Source organism: Klebsiella sp. SWET4 (genome assembly GCF_024296565.1).
Classification (GTDB): domain Bacteria; phylum Pseudomonadota; class Gammaproteobacteria; order Enterobacterales; family Enterobacteriaceae; genus Klebsiella; species Klebsiella variicola.
In genome coordinates this window covers 154,971-173,102 of the sequence record NZ_JANCOB010000004.1, presented here as the reverse complement: position 1 = coordinate 173,102, position 18,132 = coordinate 154,971, and the positions used below count along the sequence as shown (strand labels likewise).

Annotated in this window: 19 protein-coding genes, 1 pseudogene and 1 riboswitch; of the genes and pseudogenes, 10 read left to right on the top strand and 10 right to left on the bottom strand. The window is 56.1% G+C overall.

Translation table 11 applies throughout. The annotated features are described in order from the left end of the window. The first annotated feature begins 21 nt into the window (after window positions 1–21). Window positions 22–906 carry a protease HtpX gene (gene htpX / locus NKJ21_RS12145; RefSeq protein WP_008804280.1) on the top strand — a complete coding sequence of 295 codons (885 nt, stop codon included), beginning with the start codon at window positions 22–24 and terminating at the stop codon, window positions 904–906. A gap of 69 nt (window positions 907–975) precedes the next feature. On the opposite strand, the gene NKJ21_RS12140 is transcribed toward htpX, so the two are convergent. Beyond that, the gene (locus tag NKJ21_RS12140) at window positions 976–2,346 is read right to left on the bottom strand and encodes an MFS transporter (RefSeq protein WP_012967757.1); all 1,371 of its coding nucleotides are present in this window, start codon (window positions 2,344–2,346) and stop codon (window positions 976–978) included. A gap of 177 nt (window positions 2,347–2,523) precedes the next feature. Between NKJ21_RS12140 and kdgR the strand changes: the two genes are divergently transcribed. Continuing rightward, a complete protein-coding gene (gene kdgR / locus NKJ21_RS12135; protein WP_008804282.1) occupies window positions 2,524–3,315 on the top strand; it encodes a DNA-binding transcriptional regulator KdgR in 792 nt (263 codons plus the stop codon). Between the two features lie 58 nt (window positions 3,316–3,373). On the opposite strand, the gene NKJ21_RS12130 is transcribed toward kdgR, so the two are convergent. Further along, window positions 3,374–3,613, bottom strand: coding sequence for a YobH family protein (locus NKJ21_RS12130; protein ID WP_008804283.1), 240 nt, complete (start codon window positions 3,611–3,613; stop codon window positions 3,374–3,376). A gap of 159 nt (window positions 3,614–3,772) precedes the next feature. Between NKJ21_RS12130 and mgrB the strand changes: the two genes are divergently transcribed. From mgrB to rlmA, 7 genes and pseudogenes are all read left to right on the top strand, one after another. Next, on the top strand, window positions 3,773–3,916 hold the full coding sequence (mgrB, locus tag NKJ21_RS12125) for a PhoP/PhoQ regulator MgrB (RefSeq protein ID WP_002911375.1): 144 nt from the start codon (window positions 3,773–3,775) through the stop codon (window positions 3,914–3,916). A 74-nt stretch (window positions 3,917–3,990) separates the two neighbouring features. Beyond that, window positions 3,991–4,281 (top strand): YebO family protein, encoded by a 291-nt coding sequence (locus NKJ21_RS12120; RefSeq protein WP_002911374.1) that lies wholly within the window; start codon window positions 3,991–3,993, stop codon window positions 4,279–4,281. A 284-nt stretch (window positions 4,282–4,565) separates the two neighbouring features. Beyond that, window positions 4,566–4,775, top strand: a complete 210-nt coding sequence (locus tag NKJ21_RS12115; RefSeq protein WP_153242727.1) for a hypothetical protein — start codon at window positions 4,566–4,568, stop codon at window positions 4,773–4,775. A 97-nt stretch (window positions 4,776–4,872) separates the two neighbouring features. After that, window positions 4,873–4,944, top strand: a pseudogene (locus NKJ21_RS12110) (DUF2627 domain-containing protein); the annotation flags it as partial. 85 nt (window positions 4,945–5,029) lie between these two features. Then, complete coding sequence (gene cspE, locus NKJ21_RS12105; RefSeq protein WP_001062678.1) at window positions 5,030–5,239, top strand: transcription antiterminator/RNA stability regulator CspE; 210 nt, start codon at window positions 5,030–5,032, stop codon at window positions 5,237–5,239. 187 nt (window positions 5,240–5,426) lie between these two features. After that, window positions 5,427–7,175 (top strand): peptidoglycan glycosyltransferase FtsI, encoded by a 1,749-nt coding sequence (gene ftsI, locus NKJ21_RS12100; protein ID WP_218809587.1) that lies wholly within the window; start codon window positions 5,427–5,429, stop codon window positions 7,173–7,175. Between the two features lie 60 nt (window positions 7,176–7,235). Then, window positions 7,236–8,030 (top strand): 23S rRNA (guanine(745)-N(1))-methyltransferase, encoded by a 795-nt coding sequence (rlmA, locus tag NKJ21_RS12095; protein WP_012541271.1) that lies wholly within the window; start codon window positions 7,236–7,238, stop codon window positions 8,028–8,030. 3 nt (window positions 8,031–8,033) lie between these two features. On the opposite strand, the gene mntP is transcribed toward rlmA, so the two are convergent. From mntP to manX, 5 genes are all read right to left on the bottom strand, one after another. Beyond that, window positions 8,034–8,600, bottom strand: a complete 567-nt coding sequence (gene mntP, locus NKJ21_RS12090) for a manganese efflux pump MntP (RefSeq protein WP_008804287.1) — start codon at window positions 8,598–8,600, stop codon at window positions 8,034–8,036. A gap of 117 nt (window positions 8,601–8,717) precedes the next feature. Continuing rightward, window positions 8,718–8,820: riboswitch (yybP-ykoY riboswitch) on the bottom strand. A gap of 199 nt (window positions 8,821–9,019) precedes the next feature. Then, the gene (locus tag NKJ21_RS12085; protein ID WP_008804288.1) at window positions 9,020–9,478 is read right to left on the bottom strand and encodes a DUF986 family protein; all 459 of its coding nucleotides are present in this window, start codon (window positions 9,476–9,478) and stop codon (window positions 9,020–9,022) included. 62 nt (window positions 9,479–9,540) lie between these two features. Continuing rightward, complete coding sequence (locus tag NKJ21_RS12080) at window positions 9,541–10,392, bottom strand: PTS mannose transporter subunit IID (RefSeq protein WP_004145526.1); 852 nt, start codon at window positions 10,390–10,392, stop codon at window positions 9,541–9,543. Between the two features lie 12 nt (window positions 10,393–10,404). Further along, window positions 10,405–11,205 carry a PTS mannose/fructose/sorbose transporter subunit IIC gene (locus tag NKJ21_RS12075; protein ID WP_004203359.1) on the bottom strand — a complete coding sequence of 267 codons (801 nt, stop codon included), beginning with the start codon at window positions 11,203–11,205 and terminating at the stop codon, window positions 10,405–10,407. A gap of 56 nt (window positions 11,206–11,261) precedes the next feature. Beyond that, on the bottom strand, window positions 11,262–12,233 hold the full coding sequence (manX, locus tag NKJ21_RS12070; protein ID WP_254732911.1) for a PTS mannose transporter subunit IIAB: 972 nt from the start codon (window positions 12,231–12,233) through the stop codon (window positions 11,262–11,264). Window positions 12,234–12,679: 446 nt separating this feature from the next. Here manX and yoaE point away from each other — a divergent pair, with 446 nt between their 5' ends. After that, window positions 12,680–14,239, top strand: coding sequence for a CNNM family cation transport protein YoaE (gene yoaE / locus NKJ21_RS12065; protein WP_129675484.1), 1,560 nt, complete (start codon window positions 12,680–12,682; stop codon window positions 14,237–14,239). Window positions 14,240–14,272: 33 nt separating this feature from the next. Here the strand turns inward: yoaE and NKJ21_RS12060 are convergent, their stop codons facing one another. The 3 genes from NKJ21_RS12060 to NKJ21_RS12050 all read right to left on the bottom strand — a co-directional run bounded on the left by NKJ21_RS12060 (window position 14,273) and on the right by NKJ21_RS12050 (window position 18,132). Beyond that, the gene (locus tag NKJ21_RS12060) at window positions 14,273–15,844 is read right to left on the bottom strand and encodes an EAL domain-containing protein (RefSeq protein ID WP_012967761.1); all 1,572 of its coding nucleotides are present in this window, start codon (window positions 15,842–15,844) and stop codon (window positions 14,273–14,275) included. Window positions 15,845–16,026: 182 nt separating this feature from the next. Next, the gene (gene sdaA, locus NKJ21_RS12055) at window positions 16,027–17,391 is read right to left on the bottom strand and encodes an L-serine ammonia-lyase (RefSeq protein ID WP_032730721.1); all 1,365 of its coding nucleotides are present in this window, start codon (window positions 17,389–17,391) and stop codon (window positions 16,027–16,029) included. Window positions 17,392–17,553: 162 nt separating this feature from the next. Next, window positions 17,554–18,132 carry a CoA pyrophosphatase gene (locus NKJ21_RS12050; RefSeq protein WP_008804292.1) on the bottom strand — a complete coding sequence of 193 codons (579 nt, stop codon included), beginning with the start codon at window positions 18,130–18,132 and terminating at the stop codon, window positions 17,554–17,556.

Sequence of the window (18,132 nt, the reverse complement as noted above, 5' to 3'; positions counted from 1 at the left end):
AATTGAGGTAAAAAGAAAATTATGATGCGAATCGCGCTTTTCCTGCTGACGAACCTGGCAGTAATGGTCGTGTTCGGGCTGGTGTTAAGCCTCACGGGGATCCAATCCAGCAGCATGACCGGTCTGTTGATTATGGCCCTGCTGTTCGGCTTCGGTGGTTCTATCGTTTCGCTGATGATGTCGAAATGGATGGCCCTGAAGTCTGTGGGTGGGGAAGTGATCGAGCAGCCGCGCAACGAAACGGAACGCTGGCTGATGCACACCGTCGCCCAACAGGCGCAGCAGGCGGGCATTGCCATGCCGCAGGTGGCTATCTATCACGCGCCTGATATTAACGCTTTTGCTACCGGCGCGCGTCGCGACGCCTCGCTGGTCGCCGTCAGCACCGGGCTGCTACAAAACATGAGCCGTGATGAAGCGGAAGCGGTCATTGCCCATGAAATCAGCCATATCGCTAATGGCGATATGGTGACCATGACGCTGATTCAGGGGGTGGTGAACACCTTCGTTATCTTTATCTCGCGCGTGATTGCCCAGATTGCGGCCGGTTTCCTCGGCGGCAACCGGGAAGATGAAGGGGAGAGCAGCAATGGTAACCCGCTGATCTACTTCGCTGTCGCCACGGTGCTGGAGCTGGTGTTCGGTATTCTGGCCAGCATTATTACCATGTGGTTCTCTCGTCATCGCGAGTTCCACGCTGACGCCGGCTCGGCGCGACTGGTGGGCCGCGAGAAGATGATTGCTGCCCTGCAGCGTCTGAAAACCAGCTATGAGCCACAGGAAGCCAGCAGCATGATGGCGTTCTGCATCAATGGTAAAGCGAAATCCATGAGCGAGCTGTTTATGACTCACCCGCCGCTGGATAAACGTATTGAAGCCCTGCGTAGCGGTGAGTATCTGAAGTAATCCGTCGGTTCGACGCTAAAAATAAAAATCCGCAGCCCGAAAGCTGCGGATTTTTTTTGCCGCCGTTTATCAGGCCGCGCGCGGCTGGGTGACGCGCAGACCGCTAATCAGTGCGGCAACGGTCGCCAGAATGCCGGCCAGCAGCAGGGCGGTATGGGTGCCGCTGTTGCCGAGCAGGTTGAACAGCAGGGCGACCAGCGCCGCGCCAGTGCTCTGACCGAGCAGGCGAGCGGTACCCAGCATCCCGCTGGCGCCACCGCTACGATGGCTCGGAGCCGAGGCGACAATAGTGTGGTTATTCGGCGACTGAAACAGCCCGAAACCGGCGCCGCACAGCGCCATACGCCAGATAATATCCAGATCGGAAGGCGACGCGGGCAGCAGCGCCAGGCCGAACAGGCCGCAGGCCATAACCAGCAGCCCAATGGCCCCCAGCAGTCCCGCATGGCATTTCTCAATCAAATAACCGGCCAGCGGCGCCATCACCATGGTCGCCAGCGGCCACGGCGTCAGCAGCAGGCCGGTCTCCACTTCGCTGCGCCCCATCATCGTCTGCAGGAAGAAGGGCAGGGAGACCATCGCCAGCATCTGCGCACAGAAGGAGCAGATGGAGGTGCAGATAGAGAGTGAGAAGAGCGGGATGCGCAGCAGGTCGACCGGCAGCAGGGGGACGGGCATGCTGAGCTGGCGGCGAACGAAGAAAAAGCCCACCACCAGCATGGCGGCCACTTCCGCCAGCACCAGCTGAACAGACTGTCCCTGGGCGAACCCGCTGAGCGCAGTGATCAGCAGCCCGAAGGTGAGGGCGTTCATGATGGCGCTCGGCAGATCGAAGCGGATGATTTTGCTGCGCGCGCTGTTGGGTGGCAGAAAGCGCATGGCCAGAACAAAAGCGACGATCCCGAGGGGAACGTTAATTAAAAACAGCCATTGCCATGAGGCGAGGGAGAGGATCGCCGCGGCGATCGTCGGGCCTGCCGCCGAAGAGACGGCGACGACAAAGGAGTTGATGCCCATGCCGCGGCCGAGAAAGCGCTGCGGATAAATCAGGCGGATCAACGCGGTGTTCACGCTCATCAGCGCGGCGCCGCCCAGCCCCTGGGCGACGCGGGCGAAGGTCAGCATGTCGAGACTGCGCGACAGGGCGCAGGCCAGCGAGGTAAAGATAAACACCACCAGGCCTATCTTATAGATGCGGCGATAGCCGACCATATCGCCGAGGAAAGAGAGCGGTAGCAGGGCGATGACAATGGCGATTTGGTAGGCGTTAACGATCCAGATTGACGCCGCCGGCGAGGCGTTAAGATCGCTGGCGATGGTCGGGAGCGCGACGTTGGCGATAGCCCCGTCGAGCACGGCCATGGTCAGCCCCAGCACGATGGTCAGAATGGCGCCATAGCGTTGCGGCAGCGGCACGCCATCGGAAGAATTTTTATCCATGGTGAATATAAGTCTTAAATGAAACGGTTTTTTGAATGATGAGTTTAGCATTGATTATTCCGCAGTATGTCGCAGATTTGTAACGAAGTGGCAGAAGAATGATTGCGGCGCAGAGGCGGCGAATTTATAATAAAAACCGGTTCTAAATTTTATAAAACAGTTACGGCGAGGTGATAAATGGCAGGTGCAGATTTGGATAAACAGCCAGATTCTGTCTCTTCGGTATTGAAGGTTTTTGGCATCTTACAGGCGCTGGGTGAAGAGCGTGAAATTGGCATTACCGAACTGTCCCAGCGCGTCATGATGTCGAAAAGCACCGTTTATCGCTTTTTACAGACCATGAAATCACTGGGCTATGTGGCGCAGGAAGGCGAGTCAGAGAAATACTCCCTCACGCTCAAGCTGTTCGAGCTGGGCGCTCGTGCGCTGCAGAACGTCGACCTGGTACGCAGCGCCGATATTCAGATGCGCGAACTCTCCCGGCTGACGAAAGAGACTATTCACCTCGGGGCGCTGGATGAAGACAGCATCGTCTACATCCACAAGATTGACTCGATGTACAATCTGCGGATGTACTCGCGTATCGGCCGTCGCAATCCGCTGTACAGTACCGCGATTGGTAAGGTACTGCTGGCGTGGCGCGATCGCAGCGAAGTGGAGCAGATCCTCGAGGGCGTGGAGTATAAACGCAGCACCGAGCGGACCATCACCAGCACGGAAGCGCTGCTGAAGGTGCTGGATGGCGTACGCGAGCAGGGATATGGCGAAGATAACGAAGAGCAGGAAGAGGGACTACGCTGCATCGGGGTACCGGTGTTCGATCGTTTCGGCGTGGTTATCGCCGGACTGAGCATCTCTTTCCCGACGCTACGTTTCTCAGAAGAACGTTTGCATGAGTATGTGGCGATGCTGCATCAGGCGGCGCGCAAGATTTCTGAGCAAATGGGATACAACGACTACCCGTTCTGACGCGGTAGCTGAAACATCCGGCGAGCGCGGTGCTATTGTCGCGCTCGCCGGAGTGATTTTAACCGTTATCAACCACGGTTGCGCTTTTGCGCAGAATGGGACAGTTACTGACGCCGATCACACCGCTGTTGGAATGCACATAAAGTGCGGTACTGACCCCGCGGGCGGTGAGATACTGACACTTAAGACCCAGACCACCGACGTTTTCTTCACTGTGGAATAATACGCCATAGCCGCTTAATAATACGCCAATCCATAAGATAGCCACGACGACAATAGTACGAATGATTAATCGCATTGATGCCTCATTATTTGTATGATCCTTGCCGTGATTTTGACACGAACACGTTTTGAAACAAGTCGATGATTCCTAAACTTGCCGTTCGTATTACAGTTAGCCGCGGTTTAAGAAGGCCGTGTTATCCTGGTGAGATAAAGTACTAATGCGGAGAGTGGAGTGAAAAAATTACGGTGGGTTTTACTGATAGTCATCATAGCAGGCTGCCTGTTGCTGTGGACTCAGATGCTTAACGTAATGTGCGACCAGGATGTTCAGTTTTTCAGCGGCATTTGCACTATCAATAAATTTATCCCGTGGTAAGACATTTTTCTGACGACTGATTTCCTTCTGCGGTGTGGGTGGTAGAATGAACGCCTTCTCTTTGAGGTGGTGAAATGAGTGAGTTACTAAATCCTGGGATCTTAAATCTGGCTTCGCTGGCTGTATCCGTCGCGTTGCTGCTTGTCGGTCTGTTGTTATGGTTCTTCGTCAACCGCGCCAGTTCGCGGGCGAACGAGCAGATAGAACTGCTGCAAGCGCTGTTGGATCAGCAAAAGCGGCAGAATGCGCTGTTACGTCGCCTTTGCGAAGCTAATGCGCCGGAAAAAGAGGACGTGGCCGAGCCGACCGTCGCAGGCAAGGCGAAAGGAGAGGATGAGTTTATCCGCCTGGTGGCAGAGCGCTAAGTACCTCCACAGGTGTGCATCATAAGATGCGCACCTGCATGATAGCTGGCAGTAATAGTTTATTCTTATTCCATTATTCCTTTCCCCGCGCATTATTCCCTTTTTTACACGCTGTAAATAAAGTCATTCCCGCCGCGTTTATTGCCCTGGAATGTGACACTGTCATCATTTTTTCATTATTAAGGTGCAGAATTAGCTCTATTTTTAGCGTGACGACTAACAGGTTTTATTATCACTACACTGGTACGGCTTTAGCGATTTTTCGTCTGCTGTTATGAGTAATTATGCGCATCAATATTCATCGCCTTCAGCGAAGCGCCGTCAGCATGGCGGTTCGTATACGTACATACCTGGACGAAGCGAAGTTGTTGAGCTATGGTAAAAAAGTTGCAGTAATGAGGCAGCAACCAGGTGATATTAGCGAATGCTATAACGCCTTGCCAGGAGCGGCAAAGACGCATAAATGTGCAGGCGATCAAATGATTACCTTATAATTTGTGCGAACGATCGTGACACGTTTAAAAATGGCTTGCCATTATTTACGTAGTATGTGATAACACGTTTCGGGTCAAACGAGGTACAGTTCTGTTTATGTGTGGCATTTTCAGTAAAGAAGTCCTGAGTAAACACGTTGTCGTTGAATACCGCTTCTCTGCCGAACCTTAAATTAGTGCCTCATGCAGTTATGTGTCAGTTTTATCTATGTAAACGCCAGCAGGCGAAGAAAACAGTCTAAGGAATTTTGCAAATGGCAAAGATTAAAGGTCAAGTTAAGTGGTTCAACGAGTCTAAAGGTTTTGGTTTCATTACTCCGGCTGATGGCAGCAAAGACGTGTTCGTACACTTCTCCGCTATCCAGGGTAACGGCTTCAAAACTCTGGCTGAAGGCCAGAACGTTGAGTTCGAAATTCAGGACGGCCAGAAAGGTCCGGCTGCAGTTAACGTAACTGCTATCTGATACAAGACCACTCTTCTTGTATAAAAGCCTCGCCTGCGCGGGGCTTTTGCGTTTTTATTGCAAAGCATGTCATTTTACCCCCTTCCGTCGCGTCTTGTTGCAAATAGTCAACTTTATTAGCATTGTGTAGCAGTCTGTTTTGCTAATTTTCTGTTAAATCAGATGGTTGCAAAATGATGCCGGAGCTATGGTGCTAAAGAAAAAAATGAAGTCCGCCGCCAGCTTTACCCCGATTCGCTTCGGGTTACTCTGTGTGGCCATTCTTGGTTGTCTGGGACTGCTGTTGGCCCGCGTGGGCTGGCTGCAAATTGTCTCTCCCGATAACCTGGTAAAACAAGAAGACATGCGTTCTCTGCGCGAAGAGCCTGTGGCGGTGGAGCGCGGCATGATTAGCGACCGCGAAGGACGACCGCTGGCGGTGAGCGTACCGGTCAGCGCTATCTGGATCGACCCGCAGACCACCATGGAGAAGGGTGGGGTTGGTTATGGTCCTCGCTGGCAGGCAATGGCCGAAGCACTGCATCTCAACCTCGGGGAGCTGGCCCAACGGGTACAAAGTCATCCTCACGCTCGTTTTCTCTATCTGGCGCGTCAGATCAATCCGGAGCAGGCGGAGTGGATTGATAAACTGCGTCTCCCGGGCGTTTATCTGCGCGATGAATCGCGACGTTTCTATCCGGCTGGTCATGTGGCTGCCAATCTGCTGGGCTTTACCAACGTCGATAATCAGGGCATCGAAGGGGTGGAGAAAAGCTTTAATGCCCAGCTGACCGGCAAACCCGGACGACGCCTGGTGCGCAAAGATAAACATGGCAATGTTATTGAAAATATTACCGAAGTGCCGCCAGTCCCGGCGCATAATCTGCAGCTGAGTATTGATGAACGTCTGCAGACGGTGACCGAAGATGCGCTGGATAATGCCGTTCGCTGGAATAAGGCGGAATCCGGGGCGGCGGTATTGATCAAAATTGATACCGGTGAGATTCTGGCGATGGCCAGCTACCCGGACTTCAATCCGAACAATCGCGACAGCGCGACGCTGGATGATTTCCGCAACCGCGCCATCAGCGACACCTTCGAACCCGGGTCGACCGTCAAACCGCTGGTGATCATGACCGCGCTCCAGCAGGGGATTGTCCAGCCGGATAGCGTGGTGGACACCCATCCGTTTGTCCTCGACGGCCACCGCATCCGCGATGTGGGCTATTATCCGGAGCTGAGTCTGACCGGGATCCTGCAAAAATCCAGTGATACCGGCGTGTCGCATCTCTCGCTCGCTATGCCGGTGCAGCATCTGCTTGATACCTATCAGGCATTTGGGTTCGGCGAGCCGACCGGATTGGGATTGACCGGGGAAAGCGCCGGGCTGATGCCGCATCGTCGCTACTGGGGGCAGCTGGATCGCGCTACCTTCGCGTTCGGCTATGGGTTAATGGTGACGCCGCTCCAGCTGGCGCACGTCTACGCGACTATCGGCGGTTTCGGTATTGAACGACCGTTATCGATAACCCGCATCGATCCGCCGGTGATAGGTACGCGGGTGATGCCGGAGAACATCGTGCACAGCGTAGAGCATATGATGGAGAGCGTGGCGCTCCCGGGCGGGGGCGGGACCAAAGCGGCAGTGCGCGACTACCGGGTGGCGGTAAAAACCGGGACGGCGAAGAAAATCGGTCCGGACGGCAAATATATCGATAAATATGTGGCCTACACCGCCGGCGTGGCGCCCGCCAGTCGTCCACAGTTTGCGCTGGTGGTGGTGATGAACGATCCGAGTAATGGCTCCTATTACGGCGGGGCGGTTTCCGCGCCGGTCTTCAGCCAGATCATGGGGGATGTCCTGCGGCTGGAGAACGTCATGCCGGACGGCATGCCGCAAGGGGCGGAGAATCTGATCGTGATGCACGACAGCCATCCGCTGGCGCCGGCGCTGTAACAGTGGTCTGCAGGGGCGAATAGCGCTACACTTTCGCCCTTTAGCAACACCGGAGCCGTCATGTCATACAGTTGCCCCCTTTGCCACGCGCCGTTAAGCCGCGGCGACAACCACTATTCCTGCCCGCAGCGGCACCAGTTCGATCTGGCGAAAGAGGGGTACGTCAATCTGCTACCGGTGCAGTTCAAGCGGTCGCGCGATCCCGGCGATAGCGCTGAGATGATGCAGGCCCGGCGGGCGTTTCTGGATGCGGGTCATTATCAGCCGCTACGGGAAGCGATCGCCGAACGGCTGCGGCACTACGCCCCTGCGGATTTACTGGATATCGGCTGTGGCGAAGGGTATTACACCCACGCGTTTGCCACCATCGCCAGCCATAGCTGGGGGCTGGACGTGTCGAAGCCAGCGATCCGCGCGGCGGCAAAACGCTACCCGCAGGTCAGTTTTTGCGTCGCCTCCAGCCAGCGTCTGCCGTTCTCCGATAACAGCTTCGATGCGGTAGTGCGCATTTACGCCCCCTGCAACGCCGAAGAGCTGGCGCGGGTGGTGCGGCCTGGCGGATGGGTGATCACCGCCACGCCGGGACCCCGCCATCTGCTGGAGCTAAAAGGGCTGATTTACGATGAGGTACGCCTGCATGAGCTGAAGACGGAAGCGATGCCGGGATTCCGCCTGGACGCTCAGCAGCAGCTGGCCTATCCGATGACCCTGACGGGAAGTGAAGCGCAGGCGCTGCTGCAGATGACGCCGTTCGCGTGGCGGGCTAAGCCTGAGGTGCACGCCGCGCTGCGTCAGCAGGCGACGTTTGGCTGCCAGACCGACTTCATGATCCATTGCTGGCAGCGCGAGGCGTAAGGCTTAACCGGCGAAATGGCTCCAGAGGATTTCGCTGCCGATGCCAATCAGCACAATACCGCCGAGGATTTCGGCCCGTTTGCCCAACAGCGGGCCAATAAAGCGACCGACCATGATCCCCAGTGTCGACATTAGAAACGTCGCGCAGCCGATCGCCAGCGCGGTGGTCACAATGCTGACCTGCAGGAAGGCCAGACCCACACCAACGGCCATCGCGTCAAGGCTGGTGGCGAAGGCGGTGGTGACCAGCAGCCAGAAACCATGACGGCGAGGCGCGTCGCACGCCTCGTCGCTGTCGCCGCGAACACCTTCCACGATCATTCGCCCGCCGAGAAACACCAGCAGAATAAAGGCAATCCAGTGGTTCCACTCGAGGACAAACTGGCTGGCCAACATGCCGAGTCCCCAGCCGACCAGCGGGGTCAGGGTTTCAATCACGCCAAAAATCAGCCCGGTGCGGACGGCTTCTGAGAATTTAGGTTTGTGCAGGGTGGCACCCTTGCCGATAGAGGCTGCAAAGGCGTCCATAGACATGCCGAAGGCGAGAAGAATGGTAGCGGATAAATTCATGTGCGTGTCCTGACCGGGGATAATCCATATGACACATCGCTGCCCCCAGTAAATATACGCGGAGCCGCTCAATGGCTGAGCAATACGTACAGCAGTGATGTATCTATGGTCTCGCCTGATTGAATCACTTCAACCCGTACGTGCCACGTTTTGCAACGAGTATGTTGACACGTACATTTCCTGGCAAACAGGAAATCGGCTACTCCCCAACGACGGGCGCAACCTTAACATATTTTTAGAATATAAAACAATAACAGAAGACGGCTATTTTAATAACCAAATGATAACGATTTTCATTTGAATTTATAAGTAAATAAATAGTTAATAAAAAAGGGAAGAGGAGGCAGGGGAAATATAGCCATGGCTATATGTTTTTCCAGAGAAAAACTGGAAGATATAGCGCTGGCTATATTTATAAATTATTGAGTTGAAACGAGAAGTTTGTAGATTTTCTCCAGGTCGTCGATATTTCGTACGCGAATAAGCAGCCGCCGTTGCTCTAATTGCATCACCAGCACGCCATCCTCGGATAAATTCATCTCTTTAATTCGCTGATATTCTATCCACACGTTGGCGAAGAAAAAGCCGCGCGGTTTAAAAATGATTTTCGGCGTACGGATCCAGAATAAATAGAGACCCATCAGCGCCAGGGCAGATAATAGCCAGGTGGTGATCGGGGTGCCGTGCTGGGTAATGTTGTTATAGATCAGAATGGCGGTGAGGCCGACAAAGATCAGACCGTCAACGCGGCTGCGGCGAAGCAGGGGGATGGCCAGCAGCACCGGGCCGTTCCGCCTCGGCATAATGAACTGGTCATACACCGCGTAGGCCAGTAGCGCAAGGATAAACAGGATGATCACCAGGTCCGTGAATGTCATTGCTTTGCGTTCCTCCTGATAAAAAAAAGCCGGGGGCAAGCCCCCGGCGTACAACCTGGAAATTACAGACCCAGCAGGCCGACAGCGTAGCCCGCGATACCGATGACGAAGAAGCCAACGATGATCCACAGTGGGTTAACTTTCTTGCGCAGCAGCCACATACAGGCGAAGGTCAACAGCAGCGGTACCAGGCCCGGCATCAACTGGTCGAGGATGGTTTGCACCGTGGTGACGTGAACCTGTCCGTCAGAACCGGTGATTTTTGACACCACCATTGGAATATTCACGTGCGTCCACTTGTTAACCAGCGCCCCCATGACAAACAGGCCGAGGATTGACGCCCCCTCAGTCAGTTTCTGCAGGAAACCGCCGCCCATATCTTTAACGATGTCCACGCCTTTGCGGTAACCATAGGCGACGCCATAGTAGCGGGTCAGCAGACGCACTGCGTTGAACAGGATAAAGAACAGCAGAGGACCGAGCAGGCTACCGCTCATCGCGATCCCAGCGCCTAAGGCCGCGAACACAGGACGCACGGTACCCCAGAAGATCGGGTCGCCGACGCCGGCCAGCGGCCCCATCAGACCGACTTTGATGCCGTTGATGGCGCCATCGTCAATCTCTGCGCCATTGGCGCGCTGCTCTTCCATCGCCAGGGTTACGCCCAGTACCGGAGCGGCAACGTAAGGATGGGTGTTGAAGAACTCAAGGTGACGTTTAATCGCCTGCTTACGCGCATCATTGTTCTCCGGGTACAGGCGACGGATTGCCGGAACCATAGAGAAGCAGAAGCCCAGCGCCTGCATACGTTCGAAGTTCCATGACCCCTGGAACAGGTTAGAACGAATGAACACGCCACGAATATCACTCTGAGTGAGTTTTTTCTCGGTGGTATTTTTAGTCATATCAACCATTTCGCTCACCTGTTAGTCCAGTTCGTTATCGAGATCGTTGTTACCAGCCGCCTGAGCCGGCGCACCGGCGACGCGGTTATATTTCGGGCTCAGCTGGATGTAGAGGATAGCCATGACCGCACCAATCACACCCAGGGCTACCAGGTTGAAGTTGGTGAAGGCGGCGGTGACGAAGCCGAGGTAGAAGAACGGCATCAGGTAGCCTGCGCGCATCATGTTGATGACCATCGCATAACCGACAACCACGATCATACCGCCGGCGATGTTCAGACCGCTGGTGACCACTTCAGGGATCGCGTTCAGCAGGCCCTGGACTTCGCTGGTACCGACGGAAATGGCGACGATGACGGCCGGGATAGCGATACGCATCGCCTGCAGGAACAAGGACGAGACGTGCAACCACGACAGGGCGGTCAGGTTGCCATTCTCCGCCGCTTTATCTGCCGCGTGCTGGAAGGCTACGGTGATGGTACGAACGATAATGGTCAGCACCTGGCCTGCCGCCGCCAGCGGGATAGCCAGCGCGATACCGGCACCGATGCTCTGATGGCCGGCAATAACCAGAACGGTGGAAATAATGGACGCCAGCGCGGCATCAGGTGCAACCGCCGCACCGATGTTCATCCAACCCAGAGCGATCATTTCCAGCGTACCGCCGATGATAATACCGGTTTTCATATCGCCGAGAACGGCACCGATCAGCGTACAAGCGACCAGAGGACGGTGGAACTGAAATTCATCAAGCACCGACTCCATACCCGCAATACACGCGACGATGAACACCAGCACAATCTGAAGAAGGGTAATCTCCATTGTACTTCTCCTGTTGATTAAGTCTTAAAGTGAAAACTGGGGCGCGATCGGCCGGGTTATTTATCAACCTTGGCGATCAGATCCATCATTTTCAGTTTCGGGTCGGTGGACACTTTACGTGCCTCCAGCTCGATACCGCGTGCGTTCAGCTTGTTAAACGCCTCAATATCTTTGGCATCGACCGAAATCGCGTTGTTAACCTGGGTTTTGCCCTGGCGGAACGCCATACCACCGATGTTGACGCTGGTGATTTTCACGCCGCCCTCGACGATACGCTCAACGTCGGTCGGGTTAGTAAACAGCAGCATGACGCGCTGCCCGGCGTACATCGGGTTGTTGTAAACGCGGATCATTTTGGCGACGTCCACCACGTGGGCGGTGACGCCCGGTGGTGCAACCTGGGTCAGCAGGGTTTTGCGCACCGTATCCGCGGCCACTTCGTCGCTGACGACGATGATGCGGGTGACGTTGGTCTCTTTGGTCCAGCGGGTGGCGACCTGACCATGGATCAGGCGGTCGTCAATGCGCGCGAGGCCAATCACCATGTAGTCGTTCGGGCCCATCGGTTTGGCCGGCGCGGCGGCTTTTGGCGCCGCGGCAGGGGCTGGCGCGGGAGCCGCTTTTTCCACCGGTTTGGCCTTCAGCGCTTTCACGCCTTCGCTACCGGTCTCCACCGCTAAGGCGACCAGTTCATCAAACGAAGGGTCATCATCGCGGGCCATGAAGGTTTCCACCAGCATCGGGATGTTGACGCCAGCGATAACTTCGTAATGCTCTTTATCGACGACAATGCGGCTCGCAGCGTTGAACGGGCTGCCTCCCCATGTATCGACGAGAAATAGCACGCCTTTACTGGTATCCAGTTTTGCCAACTGGGCATTGTATTTCTCGATCAGCGTTTCGGCGTTTTCACCCGGAACGAAATCGATCCAGCCAACGTTTTCCTGCTCGCCCAACAGCATCTCTGCTGTTTTCAGCAGCTGTTCTGCAGTCCAACCATGTGTGCCTATTACAATAGCAATCGTCACTTGCTACCTCCTTTATTATCGTGAATGCATCATCTGCTTTGATACATCCTGAATCACTCTTGAGGACAAAATCGATTCAGTTAGGGTGTAAGATAGGAAATAGTTACTACCGCGAATTATTTTAGACAGTGAAAAAATAATTAATGTGATGAAGATCCGTTAATCAGGCATCGCCTGGTAATAATTTTGCAGCGCAAAAAATAGCCTTAGTTATTGCAAATTCAGGTAAATTTTTTCCAATTTCGATCTATATTTTGCTATGTTTAACTTCCGTTTAATTACTCAGGAGTATAGGGCATAGCCCGCAGTATGGACCGTCATCGACGTCTTTTCACTTTCTGGCACCTGGTTGCCACCTCCACGCATCACGCTTTTCTCTCAGCACCTATTGTCGCGCCCATGCATGACATGGCGATGACTCAGCTTGCCGCTAACCGGAGTCGTACATGGAATTGTTAATGGATCCCTCAATCTGGGCTGGCCTGTTGACGCTTATCGTTCTGGAGATTGTGCTCGGTATCGACAACCTGGTGTTTATTGCCATCCTGGCGGACAAACTGCCGCCGAAGCAGCGCGATAAAGCGCGACTGATCGGCCTTTCGCTGGCGCTGGTGATGCGCCTGGGGCTGCTGTCGGTGATCTCCTGGATGGTGACCCTGACGAAGCCGCTGATTACTATCGCTGATTTCTCCTTTTCCGGGCGCGACCTTATCATGCTGCTCGGCGGGATCTTCTTGCTGTTTAAGGCGACGACTGAACTGCATGAGCGGCTGGAAAACCGCCAGCACGATAGCGGTCACGGTAAAGGGTATGCCAGTTTCTGGGTGGTGGTACTGCAGATCGTGGTGCTGGACGCCGTCTTCTCTCTGGATGCGGTGATCACGGCGGTCGGGATGGTTAACCATCTGCCGGTGATGATGGCGGCGGTGGTGATCGCCATGATCATGATGCTGCTGGCGTCGAAGCCATTGACGCGCTTTGTCAACCAGCACCCGACGGTGGTGGTGCTCTGTCTGAGCTTCCTGTTGATGATCGGCCTGAGCCTGGTGGCGGAAGGGTTTGGCTTCCATATTCCGAAAGGGTATCTGTACGCGGCGATCGGTTTCTCGATCATCATCGAGTTCTTTAACCAGGTGGCGCGACGCAACTTTGTCCGACATCAGTCGACGCTGCCGCTGCGTGCCCGTACCGCGGATGCGATCCTGCGCCTGATGGGCGGCCGGAAACAGACCTCCGTCAGCCATGACGCCGACAGCCCGGCAGCCATACCGGTGCCGGAAGGGGCGTTTGCCGAAGAAGAACGTTACATGATTAACGGCGTGCTGACGCTGGCCCAGCGCTCCCTGCGCGGTATTATGACCCCGCGCGGTGAAATCAGCTGGGTCGACGCCGAACAGAGTGATGACGAAATTCGTCGTCAGCTGCTCTCGTCGCCGCACAGTCTGTTCCCGGTCTGCCGCGGAGAGCTGGATGAAATCATCGGTATCGTGCGGGCGAAAGAGTTGCTGGTGGCCCTTGAGGCGGGCGAAAACGTTGCGGCGCTGGCCTCTGCCTCCCCGGCGATTGTCGTCCCGGAAACGCTGGACCCGATCAATCTGCTCGGCGTTCTGCGCCGCGCGCGCGGCAGCTTTGTCATCGTGACCAACGAGTTTGGCATGGTACAGGGGCTGGTGACGCCGCTGGACGTCCTGGAAGCCATCGCCGGTGAATTCCCGGATGCCGATGAGACGCCGGAGATCGTCATTGACGGCGATGGCTGGCTGATCAAAGGCTCGACCGACCTGCATGCGCTGCAGCAGGCGCTTGGACTGGATGTGCTGGTCAATGAAGATGAGGATATTGCCACGGTGGCCGGGTTGGTGATCGCCGTCAATGGCCATATCCCGCGCATTGGCGACACCGTGTCGCTACCGCCGCTGCAGTTTACCGTGGTGGAAGCGAATGATTACCGGGTCGACCTGGTCCGCGCGGTGGTCACCCGTCCGCTGAGCGACGAAGAAGAGTAATTGCCCTGCTCGTCGGCCCCTGTGGCCGGCGAGCTATTCTCCCCCCTCGCTTTTCTGCCCCTCTCTGTCTGCCAGCCACGCCGGAAACGCCTCTATCGGCATCGGCCGGGCATAATAAAATCCCTGCAGCACATCGACGCCGTGGCCCCGGAGATAGCTTTCCTGCTCCAGCGTCTCCACCCCTTCGGCCACGGTAACGATATTCAGACGGTCGGCGAGGGCTATAATAATATCCGTCACCGTGGCATTGACGCTGTCTATCCCGACGGAACTGGTAAACGAGCGGTCGATCTTCAGCACGTCCGGCCGCAGTTTTTCCAGCCACGAGAGCGAGCTGTTACCGGTGCCAAAATCATCTATCGCCAGCTGGACCCCTTTTAAATGCAAATGTTCGGCCATGTGCTGGTCGCCATCCTGCAGGACATCGCGTTCGGTGAGTTCAACCACCAGCTGTTGTACCGGATTGACGCTAAACCAGTAATTGTGCAGGTCATGCAGCAGCAAACCGTGGGCAAAGTGACGGGCAGCGACATTAATCGCGATATGAAAATGCGGCTCGCTGGGGAAGGCGTCCAGGCGGCGGGCGGTTTCGGCGATCACATAGCGGGTGAGGGGAATAATCAGATTGTCCCCTTCGGCGATGGGAATAAATACCTCGGGCGAAATCTCGCCGCGGCGGGGGTTGTTCCAGCGCAGCAGGATCTCCACCCCGCAGCAGCGTCCGCTGCGCGCATCCTGCAGCGGCTGGCACCAGAGGGTAAATTCCCGGGCCGTGATGCCGAGACTTATCTCTCGCGAGAAACTCATTCTGCCGGCGGTGGCCAGCCAGGCGATGCCGGTCATCAACAGGCTGAAGATGAGGGCCAGCGGCAGCTCACCGGGCAGCTCCTCCAGCGCGATAGTCGCGGCACCCGGACCGTTAATGTTGATGGTAAAGGGAAATTCTGTGGAGCGCTGGCGATAAATCACCGACGCCTGCGGGGCGTGCGCTTTGTCAATCAGGCCGAGGCCGCTGATAAAATAATGGTCGCCGACCTGCAGGCTGACGTCGCTGATCAGGGGCGATTTTTCTTTGAGAATTAAGGTCCCCAGCAGTTCGATATTGACAATTAACATCACGCCGTCGAAGCCGCTTTCCGAGGCTGGATACCACTGGATCAGCACCGGTGTGCCTTTGAGCAGTGAGTTGTCGGTAGAAAAGAGCAGTAAGGGGTGGTGAGCCGGAAGCGCGGGCTGCAGCTGGTGCAGATCCGCCTGCCGTTGCCCAAAGATACTGGAACAGTAGATCATCCCTGACGCCACCAGCGCGACGGAGCGGACCGTCTGCAGCGAGGCCGCCATTTTGCGCAGTGTGAGATGAATATCCATGCAGGGTTTGTCGACCAGGGAGAGTAGCGTCGCCCGCTCTGCGCTCAGTGGACGCAGGATGTTATCCAGCGCCGTGACCCGCTGGCTGGCGGCAGTGCGAATGTACTCTTCATTTACGCTACGCTGTGAAATAAATCGGATAGCTAAGGTGGTACCCAGGGTTAGCAGGGCTACCAGCAGGCAGACAATAATGCGTTTGCGACGATAGGCCGTAATGACTTTTTGTGCAGTCTGCATGTGCGACACCCTGTCGACAGGACGAGTGGTTAAGCGTGGCTTATTTAATAGAGCAATTGTAGTGGCAGAATATCGCCAGGTATAGAAAAAAGAAAATGCGCCGTTGAAGGCGCATCAGGGAGATTTCAGTCACCAGGGTTATCCCCCTGCGCGCTTTGCGGGCGCAGGGGGGGACGAACAGTTTAGTCACACTGAACTTTAATCGCCAGGCCGCCGCGGGAGGTTTCGCGGTACTTGGCGTTCATGTCTTTACCGGTTTCGTACATGGTCTCGATCACTTTGTCGAGCGAGACGCGCGGTTCGCTGGTACGGCGCATCGCCATTCGCGCGGCGTTGATTGCCTTGACGGAGGCGATGGCGTTACGTTCAATGCATGGCACCTGCACCTGGCCGGCGACCGGGTCGCAGGTCAGGCCGAGGTTGTGTTCCATGCCGATCTCCGCCGCCACGCAAACCTGTTCCGGGCTGGCGCCGAGCAGTTCAGCCAGGCCCGCCGCCGCCATCGAGCAGGCAACGCCCACTTCACCCTGACAGCCGACTTCCGCTCCGGAAATGGAGGCATTCATCTTGTACAGCGCGCCGATCGCCCCGCAGGCCATAAAGTAGCGGATATAAATTTCCGGGCTGACGGATTCGATAAAGTGGTCGTAATAGGCGAGTACCGCCGGAACGATGCCGCAGGCGCCGTTGGTCGGCGCGGTCACCACGCGACCGCCGGCGGCGTTCTCTTCATTGACCGCCAGTGCGAACATATTGACCCAGTCAACGACATTCATTGGATCGCTGGAGAGCTTATCGCTGGCCACCAGCAGACGACGCAGCGCCGAGGCGCGACGCGGCACGCGCAGCGGACCAGGCAGCACGCCTTCGGTGTTCATCCCGCGGTCGATACAGGCGCGCATGGTCTGCCAGACGTTGGCGAAATAGTCCTCGATCTCTTTTTTGCTGTGCAGCGCCAGCTCGTTTTGCATCACCATCCCGGAGAGCGACAGGCCGGTCTCTTTACAATACGCCAACATTTCCTGCGCCGATTTAAACGGGTAGGGCACCTGCAATTCATTGGCGTTTTCTTTGCCGAAGTGCTCTTCATCGACGATAAAGCCGCCGCCAATCGAGTAATAGGTCTTGCAGTAGATCTCTTTCTCGCCGGCCCAGGCATGAATGGTCATGCCGTTTTCGTGCAGCGGCAGGTTGTCGCTGCGAAAACGCATGCCGTCATCCGCCGGGAAGTCGACCTCGTGCTGGCCGTTGGCCAGCAGCAGTCGGCCGCGCGCCTCGACGTCACGGATAAATGCCGGGATCGCGTCAATATCGACCGTATCGGGCTGATTGCCCGCCAGTCCCATGATAATGGCGATGTCCGTATGGTGGCCTTTGCCGGTTAATGACAGCGAGCCGTAGACGTCAACCGCCATACGGGTCACCGCATTAAGCAATCCTTTTTCGACCAGGTCATCGACGAACTGTTTACCGGCCTTCATCGGGCCAACAGTGTGGGAAGATGAGGGACCAATCCCCACCTTGAACATGTCGAATAGACTAATCACGATAATACTCCTGACAGGGTTACCGCGGGTGCGGTAACGATGTAATAACTGCGCATAGTGTAAGAGGGAAGCGCGCTGCCAGTTGAACTATTCACATGAATTAAACTAATGGATAACCGCGATTTTACTAATAGTGAGAGCGCCCTCTCATAATCAGTATAGCTAAGGTCGAGCGCCTATCTGCAACGCCAGCTCGCGAATGATCCCGGCGGTCATTCCCCAGACAAAATAATGCTGGTACCAGGAGAGCCAGACGCGGTGGTCGTTACCCCGACGGTGGATGTCGAGCGGATGGTAGCGCCCCAGGCGCAGGGCTTCGGCGAGGGGCATTTCAAATACCGCTGAGACTTCGTCCTGACTGGCGTGATAGTGCAGATTGGGGGGAATAATGCCCACCACCGGCGTCACCTGAAAACCGGTGACGCTGTCCACTGGCGGCAGAACGCCGATCACCTCGACGGCTTCCGGGGGGATCGCGACTTCTTCCTGGGCTTCGCGCAGGGCGGCGGCGATAAGCGTCGCATCGGTATTATCTACCGCGCCGCCGGGAAAGGCGACCTGACCGGCGTGCTTGCGCAGCAACGGCGAACGCTGGGTCAGCAGCAGGCCGGGCTGCGGCCGGCGCACGATCGGCACCAGCACCGCCGCCTGCCGCTGATTGAGCGCATGGCGCGAAGGCTGGGGGCGCAGCAGCTGGAAGCGGGACAGAAAATCATCCAGATTGAGGGCGTGGTCCGCCAT

What these genes read in the sequence shown, in the direction of transcription:
- NKJ21_RS12120 (WP_002911374.1), top strand. Translation starts at nt 3,991, where the DNA reads ATGAGTGAGTTACTAAATCCTGGGATCTTAAATCTGGCTTCGCTGGCT.
- ftsI (WP_218809587.1), top strand. Translation starts at nt 5,427, where the DNA reads ATGGTGCTAAAGAAAAAAATGAAGTCCGCCGCCAGCTTTACCCCGATT.
- NKJ21_RS12130 (WP_008804283.1), bottom strand. Translation starts at nt 3,613, where the DNA reads ATGCGATTAATCATTCGTACTATTGTCGTCGTGGCTATCTTATGGATT.
- kdgR (WP_008804282.1), top strand. Translation starts at nt 2,524, where the DNA reads ATGGCAGGTGCAGATTTGGATAAACAGCCAGATTCTGTCTCTTCGGTA.
- NKJ21_RS12140 (WP_012967757.1), bottom strand. Translation starts at nt 2,346, where the DNA reads ATGGATAAAAATTCTTCCGATGGCGTGCCGCTGCCGCAACGCTATGGC.
- cspE (WP_001062678.1), top strand. Translation starts at nt 5,030, where the DNA reads ATGGCAAAGATTAAAGGTCAAGTTAAGTGGTTCAACGAGTCTAAAGGT.
- NKJ21_RS12115 (WP_153242727.1), top strand. Translation starts at nt 4,566, where the DNA reads ATGCGCATCAATATTCATCGCCTTCAGCGAAGCGCCGTCAGCATGGCG.
- yoaE (WP_129675484.1), top strand. Translation starts at nt 12,680, where the DNA reads ATGGAATTGTTAATGGATCCCTCAATCTGGGCTGGCCTGTTGACGCTT.
- rlmA (WP_012541271.1), top strand. Translation starts at nt 7,236, where the DNA reads ATGTCATACAGTTGCCCCCTTTGCCACGCGCCGTTAAGCCGCGGCGAC.
- NKJ21_RS12075 (WP_004203359.1), bottom strand. Translation starts at nt 11,205, where the DNA reads ATGGAGATTACCCTTCTTCAGATTGTGCTGGTGTTCATCGTCGCGTGT.
- NKJ21_RS12060 (WP_012967761.1), bottom strand. Translation starts at nt 15,844, where the DNA reads ATGCAGACTGCACAAAAAGTCATTACGGCCTATCGTCGCAAACGCATT.
- NKJ21_RS12080 (WP_004145526.1), bottom strand. Translation starts at nt 10,392, where the DNA reads ATGGTTGATATGACTAAAAATACCACCGAGAAAAAACTCACTCAGAGT.
- mntP (WP_008804287.1), bottom strand. Translation starts at nt 8,600, where the DNA reads ATGAATTTATCCGCTACCATTCTTCTCGCCTTCGGCATGTCTATGGAC.
- NKJ21_RS12085 (WP_008804288.1), bottom strand. Translation starts at nt 9,478, where the DNA reads ATGACATTCACGGACCTGGTGATCATCCTGTTTATCCTTGCGCTACTG.
- htpX (WP_008804280.1), top strand. Translation starts at nt 22, where the DNA reads ATGATGCGAATCGCGCTTTTCCTGCTGACGAACCTGGCAGTAATGGTC.
- NKJ21_RS12050 (WP_008804292.1), bottom strand. Translation starts at nt 18,132, where the DNA reads ATGGCGGACCACGCCCTCAATCTGGATGATTTTCTGTCCCGCTTCCAG.